The organism is Rugamonas fusca, assembly GCF_014042365.1.
GTDB classification, from domain to species: domain Bacteria; phylum Pseudomonadota; class Gammaproteobacteria; order Burkholderiales; family Burkholderiaceae_D; genus Rugamonas; species Rugamonas fusca.
In genome coordinates, this window is record NZ_JACEZS010000029.1 from 50,182 (window position 1) to 64,891 (window position 14,710).

Genomic DNA, 14,710 nt, shown 5'->3' on the forward strand with positions numbered 1-14,710 from the left:
GACGGGAACGGTTTCCGACAGGGACCGTTCCTTTTTTTATGGGCAGGCGATTACCAGCGCACGCGCCCCGTCAACATATCGCGGAACATGACCCAGTCGCCCAGCAGGCTGTAGAACGGATAGGTGAATGTGGCGGGCCGGTTATGTTCGAAGAAGAAATGGCCGACCCACGCGAAACCATAACCAATCACAGGCAGCGACCACAGTAAAGCCAGATCGCCGCTGGCCGCGCTGATACCCACCATCAGGATAATCAAGCTGGAACCGATAAAGTGCAGGCGGCGGCAAATGGGATGGCGATGCTCGCTTAAATAGTAGGGATAAAACTCACGGAAAGTCTTGTAGCGCGTTTGCGGCAAATCTGCTTCCATTTATATTCCCGGTGGCTGGTTAATATTCTGAAATTGACGCCATTTCGCATCCGCTTCGATTCCTGCATCACCCAGTATTATCTTGTCCAGGTCGGATTCATCACCCAGTACAAATAACTTCTTGTCCCGCAGCACCTGAATAATAAAACCCTGCTGCTCGCGCAGGCGGCGACGGAAATCGGGCACGGAATAAAGATTGGGGTTGATCTTGCGGCGTAATAAGCGCTCAGCCATAGGCAGGCGCGATAACAATTCACCGTAGCTGGTGTTATCGCCGATTAATAGTAACTCGACCGGCGTATCGAGCACCTCCTGCTCCTTGGCCGTAGCGCCATATACAAACGCGACATTCAACACCCGTTGCAACGGCACCAGCGCCGCGCGCAGTACGCTGACCAGGCCGAAGCTCTTTTTAACCAGGCTGCTTAATTCCTCATAGACCGGCGATTCCTTGTTCGGCCGGAACCGGCGCACGTTGCCAATGCGCTCGGAGACGATCAGACCCGCATCGTGCAAGCGCTTCAACTCGCGCTGGGCCGAGGCGCTGCCCAGCCCGGTCAGCCGCATGATCTCGTTCAAGTGAAAACCGTCGTTGACGCGGACAAACAGCAGTCCCAGCAGCTTTTGCTGGGCGGGCGTGAAGAGGGCTTGGGCGATCATGCGCCAAATCTTAGCATGGATATACCAGTATCTAGCACAACGGCCGTGCATTTATCGCAAAAGCGCATAGACCCGCGTTGCGCGTGCACCAGCACTGAAGGCGGCGACGGCGAGCCGATCACCAGCCCCCCTGGCCCGTGGCGTAGCCTACAGGACGTGCCTGGAAATCGGCCCTCGGACTAATCCGGTCTAATTCAATGGGATTTCGGCTAATTGAGTCTAGAATCCGCAGATCGCAATCTAAACCAGTCCCAAAAATCGGAGCCAGAATCTAATTCAGACGATTTCCAGGACACGAAAATCTAAAACGCACCACAATATCGTTCTGTTGTTCAAGTTTTAGACAATTTTCGGCTGCACGCCCCCGCGCCTTGTGTTTTCTTTAGTAAATATTTTCAATGAAACACTAGGCAAAATCAGTCTAAAAATTTAATTTCGGAACGGATTTATAGACGCTTTTAGATTTTCGCAGTCAAAAATGAGACCGAATTAGATGCACTGACCTATTTTATGGACCATTTTAGACCGGCGTCTCCAAATTTCAGCGCGAATTAGACTATAGCCGCGCGGATTAGACTGAATTGGTACTAGCCTCGGAATCGGCACGGTACACCCTCTGCTATTCTTAGGCACGCCACCCGCCGTAAAATCAGACGAAAAAAAACGGCACCCGCAGGTGCCGTTTCTTGTTTGCCGTGAAGCGCGATTACGCTTCGTCGCTGTGCGGGCTGACCGGTTCGGTCGGTTCCGCTTCGGCGCTGGCAGCCATCGAGGCCTTTTCCGCCAGCAGCAGTGCCTGACGCTCTTCCACTTCCCACGCTTCCTTCTCTTTGCGTGCGCGGTGGAAGGCCAGACCCGTACCGCCAGGGATCAGACGACCGACGATGACGTTTTCCTTCAGGCCGCGCAGACCGTCGCGCTTGCCCATGATCGCCGCTTCCGTCAGCACGCGGGTGGTTTCCTGGAACGATGCGGCCGAGATGAAGGAGTCGGTCGACAGCGATGCCTTGGTAATACCCAGCAGCACGTTTTCGTAGGTCGCAGGGATCTTGCCTTCGGCGATCACGCGATCGTTTTCTTCCAGCAGTTCCGAACGCTCCACCTGCTCGCCAACGATGTAGTTGGTGTCGCCGGCGTTGGTGATCTGCACGCGGCGCAGCATCTGGCGCACGATCACTTCGATGTGCTTGTCGTTAATCTTCACGCCCTGCAGACGGTACACGTCCTGCACTTCGTCAACGATGTAACGGGCCAGCGCTTCGATACCCAGCAGGCGCAGGATGTCTTGCGGATCGGCCGGGCCGTCCACGATCATCTCGCCCTTGTTCACCACCTGGCCGTCGTGCACCAGCACTTGCTTGTCCTTGGTAATCAGGAACTCGTGCTTGTTGCCGTCCATGTCCGTGATTTCCAGACGCTGCTTGCCCTTGGTTTCCTTACCGAAGGCAACCGTACCGGTGACTTCCGCCAGCATACCGGCATCCTTCGGCGAACGGGCTTCGAACAGCTCGGCCACGCGTGGCAGACCACCGGTAATATCGCGGGTCTTCTGCGATTCGGTCGGGATACGTGCCAGCACTTCACCGACGGACACTTGCTGGCCGTCTTTCACCATGATCAGCGCGCCGACCTGGAAGCCGATCGCCACCGAGTGCTCGGTGCCGGCGATCTTCACTTCGTTGCCGTCGTCGTTCAGCAGTTTCACTTGCGGACGCATGGTCTTGGTCAGCGAACCGCGACGTTTCGCATCGATCACCACCAGCGTGGCCAGACCGGTCACTTCGTCCACCTGGCGGGCCACGGTCACGCCTTCTTCGACGTTCTCGAAACGCACCGTACCGGCGTACTCGGTAATGATCGGACGGGTCAGCGGGTCCCACGTTGCCAGCGCCGTGCCGGCCTTGATGACCATGCCATCCTTGACGATCAGGGTGGCGCCGTATGGCACCTTGTGACGCTCACGCTCACGGCCGTGGTCGTCGCAGATGAGCACTTCGCCGGAACGGGAAATGACGATCTGTGCGCCCTTGCCGTTGGTGACGTAACGCATGGTCGAGGTGAAGCGGATGGTGCCGTTCGATTTCGCTTCCACCGACGAGGCCACTGCCGCACGCGATGCCGCACCACCGATGTGGAAGGTACGCATGGTCAGCTGGGTACCCGGCTCACCGATCGACTGCGCTGCCACCACACCGACGGCTTCGCCGGCGTTGACCAGCAGGCCGCGGCCCAGGTCGCGGCCGTAGCACTTGGCGCACAGGCCGTAGCGCGTGTCGCAGGTCAGCGGCGTGCGGACCTTGACTTCGTCGATCGACAGGCGCTCGATCTCTTCGACCATGTCCTCGTCCATCAGCGTGCCGGCTTCGTACAGCGTGGCCTGGGTTTCAGGATTGACCACGTCGTTGACCACCACGCGGCCCAGGATACGGTCGCGCAGCGCTTCGATCACTTCACCGCCTTCGACCATCGCCTTCATGATGGTGCCGTTGGAGGTGCCGCAATCGTCCTCGATCACCACCAGGTCCTGGGTCACGTCCACCAGACGGCGGGTCAGGTAACCGGAGTTTGCCGTCTTCAGCGCCGTATCGGCCAGACCCTTACGGGCGCCGTGGGTCGAGATGAAGTACTGCAACACGTTCAGGCCTTCGCGGAAGTTCGCGGTAATCGGGGTTTCGATAATCGAACCGTCCGGTTTCGCCATCAGACCACGCATACCGGCCAGCTGACGGATCTGGGCCGCCGAACCGCGGGCGCCCGAGTCGGCCATCATGTAAATCGCGTTGAACGATTCCTGGGTCGACTTGGTGCCGTCACGCTTGATGACGTCTTCCACTTTCAGCTGGTCCATCATGGCCTTGCCGACTTCGTCGGAGGTCTTGCCCCAGATGTCCACCACCTTGTTGTAGCGCTCGCCCGCCGTCACCAGACCGGAAGCGTACTGCTGTTCGATCTGCTTGACTTCCGATTCGGCCGTCGAGATCAGGGTCACCTTCTGAGGCGGCACCAGCATGTCGTCCACGCAGATCGAGATACCGGCGCGCGTTGCCAGGCGGAAGCCCGACTGCATCAGCTGGTCGGCGAACACGACGGTGGCGCGCAGGCCGCACTTGCGGAACGAGGTGTTGATCAGGCGCGAGATTTCCTTCTTCTTCAGCGCGCGGTTCAGCACGGAGAATGGCAGGCCCTTCGGCAGGATTTCCGACAGGATGGCGCGGCCGACGGTGGTCTCGTAACGGGTCACGGTGCGGACGAACTCGCCCGTCGCCGGATCCTTTGGATTCTCGACGATACGGACCGTGATACGGGTGGTCAGTTCCACTTCCTTGTTGTCGTAGGCACGGATGACTTCCGACACGTCAGGGAACAGCATACCTTCGTTCTTGGCGTTGATCGCCTCGCGGGTCGCGTAGTACAGACCCAGCACGATATCCTGCGACGGCACGATCGACGGTTCGCCGTTCGACGGGAACAGGATGTTGTTCGAGGCCAGCATCAGGGTACGCGCTTCCATCTGCGCTTCGATCGACAGCGGCACGTGGACTGCCATCTGGTCACCGTCGAAGTCGGCGTTGAATGCCGCGCAGACCAGCGGGTGCAGCTGGATGGCCTTGCCTTCGATCAGGACCGGCTCGAACGCCTGGATACCGAGACGGTGCAGCGTAGGCGCACGGTTCAGCATGATCGGGTGTTCGCGGATCACGTCTTCCAGGATGTCCCACACCACCGGCTCTTGAATCTCAACCAGTTTCTTGGCGGCCTTGATGGTCGTCGCCAGGCCCATCAGTTCGAGCTTGTTGAAGATGAAGGGCTTGAACAGTTCCAGCGCCATCAGCTTCGGCAGACCGCACTGGTGCAGTTTCAGCTGCGGGCCCACCACGATCACGGAACGGCCCGAGTAGTCGACGCGCTTACCGAGCAAGTTCTGACGGAAGCGGCCGCCCTTACCCTTGATCATTTCAGCCAGCGACTTCAGCGGACGCTTGTTGGCGCCGGTCATGGCCTTGCCGCGGCGGCCGTTGTCGAGCAGCGAGTCGACGGCTTCCTGCAGCATGCGCTTTTCGTTGCGCGTGATGATCTCTGGAGCGCGCAGCTCCATCAGGCGTTTCAGACGGTTGTTACGGTTGATGACGCGGCGATACAGGTCGTTCAGGTCGGAGGTCGCGAAGCGGCCGCCGTCCAGCGGCACCAGCGGGCGCAGTTCCGGCGGCAGCACGGGCAGCACTTCCATGATCATCCACTCAGGCTTGATGCCCGAACGCTGGAACGCTTCCAGCACTTTCAGGCGCTTGGCGTACTTCTTGATCTTCGCTTCGGACTTCGATTCCTTCAGTTCCACGCGCAGGGTTTCGGCATCGCGGTGGATGTCGATCGAGCGCAGCAGTTCACGGATACCTTCGGCGCCCATGAAGGCGGTGAAGTCGTCGCCGTACTCTTCGTACTTGGCGGCGTAATCGTCTTCCGACATGATCTGGCACTTCTTGAGCGGGGTCATGCCGGGATCGGTCACGACATATGCTTCGAAGTACAGCACGCGTTCGATGTCGCGCAGGGTCATGTCCAGCACCATGCCCAGGCGCGAAGGCAGCGACTTCAGGAACCAGATGTGGGCGGTAGGCGAAGCCAGTTCAATGTGGCCCATGCGCTCGCGGCGCACCTTGGCCAGCGTCACTTCCACGCCGCACTTCTCGCAGATCACGCCGCGGTGTTTCAGGCGCTTGTACTTGCCGCACAGGCACTCGTAGTCCTTGATCGGGCCAAAGATTTTTGCGCAGAACAGACCGTCGCGCTCAGGCTTGAAGGTGCGGTAGTTGATGGTTTCCGGCTTCTTGACTTCGCCGTAGGACCACGAACGGATTTTCTCAGGCGACGCCAGACCAATCTTGATCGCGTCGAAAGTTTCGTTTTGCTGAACTTGCTTGAATAGATCGAGCAGTGCTTTCATGTATCACTCCAGAGGTGATTAAATTTCGTATTACCTGAGACTACATTGCCGGGCAGGAAAACCGGGGACGGACCCCGATTTCCTGCGGAAATTGGGGTCCGTCCCCGGTTTTCCTGCCCCTTGTGCATCTCAAACCAAATGACAGTCGCCTCAGCAGGCTGTCGTTTAGTTGCGTTCGAGGTCGATGTCGATACCCAGCGAACGGATTTCCTTGACCAGCACGTTGAACGATTCCGGCATGCCAGCGTCGATCACGTGGTCGCCCTTGACCAGGTTTTCGTACACTTTGGTACGGCCATTGACGTCATCGGACTTCACGGTCAGCATTTCCTGCAGCACGTACGAGGCGCCGTACGCTTCCAGTGCCCACACCTCCATCTCACCGAAGCGCTGGCCACCGAACTGGGCCTTACCGCCCAGCGGCTGCTGCGTCACCAGCGAGTATGGACCGGTGGAACGGGCGTGCATCTTGTCGTCGACCAGGTGATGCAGTTTCAGCATGTGCATCACGCCCACGGTGACCTTGCGCTCGAACGCTTCGCCGGTGCGGCCGTCGTACATGGTGACCTGGTTCTTGGACGGGGTCATGCCCAGCTTGGTGGCGATCTCGTCCGGATACGCCAGGTCCAGCATGCGGCGGATTTCCGATTCGTGCGCGCCGTCGAACACCGGGGTCGCGAACGGCACCCCCTTCTTCAGGTTGTGCGCCAGCTTCATGATCTCGTCGTCGGAGAAGTCCGACAGATCCTCGCCACGGCCCTTCTCGTTGTAGACGGTGGCCAGGAACTTGCGCATTTCCTCGACCTTGATCTGCTGCTGCAGCATTTCGCCGATGCGGATGCCCAGGCCCTTGGCGGCCCAGCCCAGGTGGGTCTCGAGAATCTGACCCACGTTCATACGCGATGGCACACCCAGCGGGTTCAGCACCACGTCGGCCGGCGTACCGTCGGCCATGTACGGCATGTCTTCCACCGGCACGATACGGGACACCACACCCTTGTTACCGTGGCGGCCGGCCATCTTGTCGCCCGACTGCAGGCGGCGCTTGACGGCCAGGTAGACCTTGACCATTTTTTGCACGCCAGGCTGCAGCTCGTCGCCCTGGGTGAGCTTCTTGCGCTTCTCTTCGAAGGCCAGGTCGAACTGGTGGCGCTTCTCGTTGATCGATTCCTTGATCGCTTCCAGCGCGGTGGCCATGGCGTCGTCGGCCGGACGGATGTCGAACCAGTGGTACTTGTCCAGATCGGCCAGGTATTCCTTGGTGATCTTGGCGCCCTTGGCCAGCTTCTTCGGACCGCCGTTGACCACTTGGCCGATCAGCATCTTTTCCAGACGCTGGAAGGCGTCGCCTTCGACGATACGCATCTGGTCGTTCAGGTCCAGGCGGAAGCGCTTGAGTTCATCGTCGATGATCTGCTGGGCGCGCTTGTCGCGCACGATGCCTTCGCGGGTGAACACTTGCACGTCGATCACGGTGCCGACCATGCCCGACGGCACGCGCAGCGAGGTGTCTTTCACGTCCGATGCTTTTTCGCCGAAGATGGCGCGCAGCAGCTTCTCTTCCGGCGTCAGCTGGGTTTCGCCCTTCGGCGTCACTTTACCGACCAGCGTGTCGCCGGCCTGCACTTCGGCGCCGATGTAGACGATACCGGACTCGTCCAGGCGAGCCAGCTGGTTTTCCGCCAGGTTCGAGATGTCGCGCGTGATTTCTTCCGCGCCCAGCTTGGTGTCACGGGCAACAACGCTCAGCTCTTCGATGTGGATCGAGGTGTAACGGTCGTCCTTGACGACGTTTTCCGAGATCAGGATCGAGTCCTCGAAGTTCAGACCATTCCATGGCATGAAGGCCACGGTCATGTTCTGGCCCAGTGCCAGTTCGCCCAAGTCGGTCGATGCGCCGTCGGCGATCACGTCGCGCTTGGCCACACGGTCGCCCACTTTGACGATAGGACGCTGGTTGATGTTGGTGTTCTGGTTGGAACGGGTGTACTTGATCAGGTTGTAGATGTCCACACCCACTTCGCCCGCTTGCGCTTCGTCGTCGTTGACGCGAATCACGACGCGGCCGGCGTCGATGTAGTCCACCACGCCGCCGCGCAGCGCCTGCACGGTGGTGCCGGAGTCGACGGCCACGGTGCGTTCGATGCCGGTACCGACCAGCGCCTTTTCAGGACGCAGGCAAGGCACGGCCTGGCGTTGCATGTTGGCACCCATCAGCGCGCGGTTCGCGTCATCGTGCTCGAGGAACGGAATCAGCGACGCTGCCACGGACACGATCTGGCCCGGGGCCACGTCCATGTACTGGATGCGCTCGGGCGACACGAGGATGGTTTCGCCGGCTTCACGGGCCGACACCAGCTCGTCGCACAGCTTGCCGTCATCGTCGATGGTGGCGTTGGCCTGGGCGATGATGTAGCGGCCTTCTTCGATGGCCGACAGGTAGTCGATCTGGTCGGTGATCTTGGAGTCCACCACCTTGCGGTACGGGGTTTCCAGGAAGCCGTATTCGTTCAGGCGGGCATACAGTGCCAGCGAGTTGATCAGACCGATGTTCGGGCCTTCAGGCGTTTCGATCGGGCACACGCGGCCGTAGTGGGTCGGGTGCACGTCGCGCACTTCGAAGCCGGCGCGTTCGCGGGTCAGACCGCCCGGGCCCAGCGCGGAGACGCGGCGCTTGTGGGTGATTTCCGACAGCGGGTTGGTCTGGTCCATGAACTGCGACAGCTGCGAGGAACCGAAGAACTCGCGGATCGCGGCCGAGATCGGCTTGGAGTTGATCAGGTCGTGCGGCATCAGGTTGTCCGCCTCGGCCTGGCCCAGGCGTTCCTTGACGGCGCGCTCGACGCGCACCAGGCCGGCGCGGAACTGGTTCTCGGCCAGTTCGCCCACGCAACGCACGCGGCGGTTGCCCAGGTGGTCGATATCGTCCACTTCGCCGCGGCCATTGCGCAGCTCGACGAGGATCTTGATCACGGCCAGCACGTCTTCGTTCGACAGCGTCATGGCGCCGGTCAGTTCATCGCGGCCGATGCGGCGGTTGAACTTCATGCGGCCCACGGCCGACAGGTCGTAACGGTCGGCGCTGTAGAACAGGCCGTTGAACAGGGCTTCCACCGAGTCTTCCGTTGGCGGTTCGCCAGGACGCATCATGCGGTAGATGGCCACGCGGGCAGCCATCTGGTCGGCCGTGTCGTCGATACGCAGGGTCTGCGAGATGTAGGCGCCCTGGTCCAGGTCGTTCGTGTACAGGGTCTGGATGGCCGAGATGTTGGCTTCGCGCAGGCGGCCCAGCACGTCTTCGGTCAGCTCATCGTTGGCATTGGCCACCACTTCGCCCGTTTCCGGATCGACGATGTTCTTGGCCAGCACGCGGCCCAGCAGGTAGTCTTCCGGCACGGAGATGTGCTTGATGCCAGCCGCCTCGATGTCGCGCACGTGGCGCGCGTTGATACGCTTGTCCTTCAGTACCAAGGTCTTGCCGGACTTGTCGACGATGTCGAAACGGGCTACTTCGCCACGCAGGCGCTCGGCGACGAATTCCATTTCCGCGCCTTCCGAGCGCAGATTGAAGTTGTCGAACACGAAGAAGTTGGCCAGGATCTGCTCGTGCGACATGCCGATCGCTTTCAGCAGGATCGTCACGGGCATCTTGCGGCGGCGGTCGACGCGGAAGAACAGGATGTCTTTCGGGTCGAACTCGAAGTCCAGCCACGAGCCGCGGTAAGGAATGATGCGGGCCGAGAACAGCAGCTTGCCCGAAGAGTGGGTCTTGCCGCGGTCGTGCTCGAAGAACACGCCAGGGGAGCGGTGCAACTGAGAAACGATCACGCGCTCGGTACCGTTGATCACGAACGAGCCGGTGGTGGTCATCAGGGGCAGTTCGCCCATGTAGACTTCCTGTTCCTTCATTTCCTTGACCACAGGCTTGGTCGGCGATTCCTTGTCCAGGATCACCAGGCGCACCTTGGCGCGCAGCGGCGAGGCGAACGTCAGGCCGCGCAGCTGGCATTCCTTGACGTCGAAGGCCGGGTCACCGAGCACATACGACAGGAACTCGAGGCGCGCGAAACCATTGTGCGACACGATCGGGAAGATGGAGGTGAAGGCCGACTGCAGGCCGTCGTTCTTGCGCGCGGATGGGGCGACATCCTCTTGCAGGAAGCTGTGGTAGGACTCGAGCTGGGTAGCCAGCAGGAACGGAACGTGGTGAACGTTGGCGCGCTTCGCGAATGATTTGCGAATGCGTTTCTTCTCAGTAAATGAGTAGTGCATGGACACTCCGTGAGTGACAGAAAGGATAGAAAGTTCAGGTTTTGCTTGTATATCAGCAGCGTCGGCTGCGTGTCACACAGACGAAACCTCAAGGCTCTACCATTTCCAGCTGATTCAATGAACTGCGTACTTCGGTAACGTAGTAAAAACGCTACAAATACGACAAAGACGACAAAGGAGCCAAAGCCGGATAACCCCCTTCGCAGGGGGAAATCCGCAGCTTTGGCTCGTGGCGCTAAGAAAACTAGCCGCCGTACTACAGTATTACTTCAGGTCGGCCTTGGCGCCAGCTTCTTCCAGCTTCTTCTTAGCGGCTTCAGCGTCAGCTTTCGACAGGGCTTCTTTCACGGTCTTCGGTGCGCCGTCGACCAGGTCTTTCGCTTCTTTCAGACCCAGGCCGGTGATTTCGCGCACGGCTTTAATCACGCCAACTTTGTTCGCGCCCACTTCGGACAGAACCAGGTTGAACTCGGTTTGCTCTTCAGCAGCAGCTGCGCCGCCGGCTGCGCCGCCAGCTGCAGGAGCAGCCATTGCAGCGGCCGAAACGCCGAACTTCTCTTCGAAAGCTTTGACCAGTTCGTTCAGGTCCATTACGGACATTTCGCTCACTGCGTTCAGGATGTCGTCTTTGCTAATTGCCATTTGAAACTCCAATAATTTTTTGATTCGTTAAAACATCGATTGGTACTTGAGAAAAAACCGGCCAGCTTACGCTGCGGCTTCCGCTTCCGCGGGAGCGCCTTCCGATTTCTTCGCCGCCAGAGCGGCCAGACCACGTGCAAAGCCCGACACCGGAGCCAGCATAACGCCCAACAGCTGCGAGATGAGGACTTCACGGCTAGGAATGCTCGCCAGCGCGGCGACGGCAGCTTGATCGAGCTGCTTGCCGGCGTAGTTACCTGCCTTGATGACCAGTTTGTCGTTGGTTTTAGCGAAGTCGTTGATGACTTTAGCTGCGGCAACGGCGTCGTCCGAGATCGAGTAGATCAGCGGACCGGTCATTTGATCGGCCAGGTTGGCGAACTGCGTGCCTTCGACGGAGCGACGAGCGAGGGTGTTTTTCAACACTCGCAGGTACACGCCTTGAGCGCGCGCTTTAGCACGAAGTTGCGTCAAGTGAGCAACCTGGATGCCACGATATTCGGCCACGACGATGGTTTGCGCAGTTGCTACTTTTGCGGAAACTTCGGCGACGACGGCCTTTTTGTCATTCAGATTGAGACCCACGGTCAACCTCCTTAAATGATGTTCGGTGGACCTGACCCGTTGGCCAGGGACCTCGCATCGGTTCGAACACGGCGTCCGACGTTAAGAAGTACAGAACTGAGCGGATGAATTCACGCAGCATGGACTACAAAACTTGCTCGGGTACACCATCTGCGTTGGGCGCCGCCCGGTTGCCCGGTTGGCTGCTTATCCTTCCGCATGTGCGATCACGGTCGGCCCAACGGTCTTTGATTGTCTGGCTGTGATACAAATTGCATATCACAGCCAGCCCAAAGATGCGCCCCGCATAGCACGGGGACTTAATTCTTTACAGCTTAAAACTTAGGCAGCCAGCGAAGCCTGGTCAACACGGACGCCAGCGCCCATGGTCGACGAGATCGCCACTTTGCGCAGGTACACGCCCTTGCTGGTGGCTGGCTTGGCTTTGTTCAGCGCGTCGATCAGGGCAACCAGGTTGCTCTTCAGGTCGGCGTCGGTGAACGACTTGCGGCCGATGGTGGCGTGGATGATACCGGACTTGTCGGTACGGTATTGCACCTGGCCAGCTTTCGCGTTCTTCACGGCGGTCGCCACGTCAGGGGTCACGGTGCCCACCTTCGGGTTAGGCATCAGGCCGCGTGGGCCCAGGATCTGGCCCAGGGTACCGACGATACGCATGGTGTCAGGCGAAGCGATGACGATGTCGAAAGGCATGTCGCCGGCTTTGACGCGCTCGGCCAGGTCTTCCATACCAACGACGTCGGCGCCGGCTGCCTTGGCAGCTTCAGCCTTTTCGCCCGAGGCGAACACGGCCACGCGCACGGTCTTGCCGGTGCCAGCTGGCAGCACGACGGAACCACGCACCACCTGGTCGGATTTCTTAGGATCCACACCCAGTTGCACAGCCACGTCGATCGATTCGTTGAACTTGGCGGTAGCCAGTTCCTTGATCAGGGCGACAGCGTTGTCGAACGGGTAAGCCTTGGTGCGGTCGACCTTGGCTTTGATTGCTTTAACGCGCTTGGACAGTTTTGCCATGATTACAGGCCCTCCACCGTGATGCCCATCGAACGAGCGGAACCAGCGATGGTACGCACAGCGGCGTCCATGTCGGCAGCGGTCAGGTCCGGGGTCTTCAGTTTAGCGATTTCTTCAGCTTGCGCGCGGGTCAGCTTGCCCACCTTGTCGGTGTGCGGCTTGGCCGAGCCCTTGGTGATGCCCGAGTGCTTCTTGATCAGGTAGGTCGCAGGCGGGGTCTTCATCACGAAGGTGAACGACTTGTCGGCGAACGCGGTGATCACGACGGGGATCGGCATACCTGGTTCCATACCTTGGGTCTGGGCGTTGAACGCCTTGCAGAATTCCATGATGTTCAGGCCGCGCTGACCCAGTGCTGGGCCGATCGGTGGGGATGGGTTTGCTTTACCAGCTGGCACTTGCAGCTTGATAAAACCAATGATTTTCTTTGCCATGATGGCTCCTATCGTTGGATTGAGTAGTAGCGCCCCGCGTGGCAATCGCTTGCCGTGGCGGGGCTCCTCTTAGTTGCCGGATACGCTGGACTGCCGCGCGCTCCGGTGGGCGCTTAGACTTTTTCGACCTGGCCGAACTCGAGTTCGACGGGGGTGGCGCGGCCGAAGATGGTGACCGAGACGCGCACCTTGGATTTCTCGTAGTTGACTTCTTCCACGTGGCCGTTGAAGTCGGTGAACGGACCATCCTTGATACGCACTTGCTCGCCCACTTCGTACAGCACCTTGGGACGGGGCTTCTCGACGCCTTCCTGCATCTGCTGCATGATCTTGTCGATTTCGCGGGCCGGGATCGGGGTCGGCTTGTTCGATTTGCCGCCGATAAAGCCGGTGACCTTGCTGGTGTTCTTCACCAGGTGCCAGGTTTCATCCGTCATTTCCATTTCCACCAGCACATAGCCGGGGAAGAATCGACGTTCGGTGACCGATTTCTGGCCGTTCTTGACTTCCACCACTTCCTCGGTGGGCACCAGGATCTGGCCGAACTGGTCTTGCATGCCGGCGCGTTCGACGCGCTCCATCAGCGCGCGCTGCACGCTCTTTTCCATACCGGAATAGGCGTGCACGACGTACCAGCGCTTGTTCGAGACGGGGACGCTCACGGGCGTGCTAAGCTCAGCGCCAGCATCTTGTGCCGGATCATTGCCCGGCACGTCATCTTGCACATTTTCGCTCATTATTTTCTAATACCCAGGATAACGTCGTACAACAGGAATTCCAGCGTCTTGTCCGTGCCCCACAGGAAGATCGCCATGATCAGCACAAAGGCGAACACGATGCCTGTGATCTGACCGGCCTCGCGGCGGGTGGGCCATACCACTTTCTTCGTTTCGCGCACGGCTTCTTTGGCGAAATTGAGGAAGTCACGGCCAGTGGTCGAAGTCCACAAGATCAAAACGGCAAAAGCCAAACCAGCTACAAGTGCGCCTGCGCGTACCAGAGCTGGTTTGTCTGCCAGGTAGTAAAACCCGACCACTGCTGCGATCATCACGACGATTGCCGCGATAACCTTGATCTTGTCATTCGACGTGCTAACAGTCTGCACGGATTGATTTGACATTTTTTACTTTCGGTGCCACTGCACCAGAATTGGTGGCAGGGACGGAGGGCATCGAACCCCCAACCTTCGGTTTTGGAGACCGACGCTCTGCCAATTGAGCTACGTCCCTACGTAAAACTTGAAGAGGAAGGATCTATCTTACCACCCGGGACATCCCAGGTGGTAGTCAGGATCAGTCCTTAGGCGATGATTTTTGCAACCACGCCGGCGCCGACGGTACGGCCGCCTTCGCGGATGGCGAAGCGCAGACCTTCTTCCATGGCGATCGGGTTGATCAGCTTGACGGTGATCGACACGTTGTCGCCTGGCATAACCATTTCTTTATCGGCTGGCAGCTCGATCGAACCGGTCACGTCCGTGGTACGGAAGTAGAACTGTGGACGGTAGTTGTTGAAGAACGGGGTGTGACGGCCACCTTCGTCTTTCGACAGCACGTAGATCTCGCCGGTGAAGTGGTTGTGCGGCTTGATCGAACCTGGCTTGGCCAGCACCTGGCCACGCTCCACGTCTTCACGCTTGGTGCCGCGCAGCAGCAGACCAACGTTGTCGCCGGCTTGACCCTGGTCCAGCAGCTTGCGGAACATTTCCACGCCGGTGCAGGTGGTTTTCACGGTGTCTTTGATACCGACGATTTCGATCTCTTCGCCGACCTTGATCACGCCACGCT

At 59.3% G+C, this 14,710-nt stretch carries 11 protein-coding genes and 1 tRNA gene; all 12 read right to left on the bottom strand.

The genetic code is table 11. From position 1 onward, the window contains the following. Window positions 1-50 precede the first annotated feature (50 nt). Window positions 51-371 carry an Mpo1-like protein gene (locus H3H36_RS23585; RefSeq protein ID WP_182220507.1) on the bottom strand — a complete coding sequence of 107 codons (321 nt, stop codon included), beginning with the start codon at window positions 369-371 and terminating at the stop codon, window positions 51-53. Beyond that, window positions 372-1,031, bottom strand: coding sequence for a winged helix-turn-helix domain-containing protein (locus tag H3H36_RS23590; RefSeq protein ID WP_182220508.1), 660 nt, complete (start codon window positions 1,029-1,031; stop codon window positions 372-374). Between the two features lie 706 nt (window positions 1,032-1,737). After that, window positions 1,738-5,973: a DNA-directed RNA polymerase subunit beta' gene (gene rpoC, locus H3H36_RS23595; RefSeq protein ID WP_182220509.1), complete on the bottom strand. Its 4,236-nt coding sequence runs from the start codon at window positions 5,971-5,973 to the stop codon at window positions 1,738-1,740. 165 nt (window positions 5,974-6,138) lie between these two features. Then, complete coding sequence (gene rpoB, locus H3H36_RS23600; RefSeq protein WP_182220510.1) at window positions 6,139-10,245, bottom strand: DNA-directed RNA polymerase subunit beta; 4,107 nt, start codon at window positions 10,243-10,245, stop codon at window positions 6,139-6,141. Between the two features lie 264 nt (window positions 10,246-10,509). Beyond that, a complete protein-coding gene (gene rplL, locus H3H36_RS23605; RefSeq protein ID WP_161035990.1) occupies window positions 10,510-10,887 on the bottom strand; it encodes a 50S ribosomal protein L7/L12 in 378 nt (125 codons plus the stop codon). 66 nt (window positions 10,888-10,953) lie between these two features. Further along, complete coding sequence (rplJ, locus tag H3H36_RS23610; protein WP_182161791.1) at window positions 10,954-11,472, bottom strand: 50S ribosomal protein L10; 519 nt, start codon at window positions 11,470-11,472, stop codon at window positions 10,954-10,956. Window positions 11,473-11,793: 321 nt separating this feature from the next. Beyond that, entirely contained in the window at window positions 11,794-12,489 is a 696-nt protein-coding gene (gene rplA / locus H3H36_RS23615; RefSeq protein ID WP_182161789.1) for a 50S ribosomal protein L1, read from the bottom strand. A gap of 2 nt (window positions 12,490-12,491) precedes the next feature. Beyond that, a complete protein-coding gene (gene rplK / locus H3H36_RS23620; RefSeq protein WP_182220511.1) occupies window positions 12,492-12,923 on the bottom strand; it encodes a 50S ribosomal protein L11 in 432 nt (143 codons plus the stop codon). Window positions 12,924-13,036: 113 nt separating this feature from the next. Continuing rightward, window positions 13,037-13,660 carry a transcription termination/antitermination protein NusG gene (gene nusG, locus H3H36_RS23625; RefSeq protein ID WP_182220512.1) on the bottom strand — a complete coding sequence of 208 codons (624 nt, stop codon included), beginning with the start codon at window positions 13,658-13,660 and terminating at the stop codon, window positions 13,037-13,039. Beyond that, complete coding sequence (gene secE, locus H3H36_RS23630; protein WP_182220513.1) at window positions 13,660-14,043, bottom strand: preprotein translocase subunit SecE; 384 nt, start codon at window positions 14,041-14,043, stop codon at window positions 13,660-13,662. Before secE ends, nusG begins: the two co-directional genes overlap by 1 nt. 33 nt (window positions 14,044-14,076) lie before the next feature. Next, a tRNA-Trp gene (locus H3H36_RS23635) sits at window positions 14,077-14,152 on the bottom strand. A gap of 70 nt (window positions 14,153-14,222) precedes the next feature. Beyond that, window positions 14,223-14,710, bottom strand: a 488-nt coding sequence (locus H3H36_RS23640) for an EF-Tu C-terminal domain-related protein (RefSeq protein ID WP_182220514.1), incomplete at its 5' end; no start/stop codon positions are given.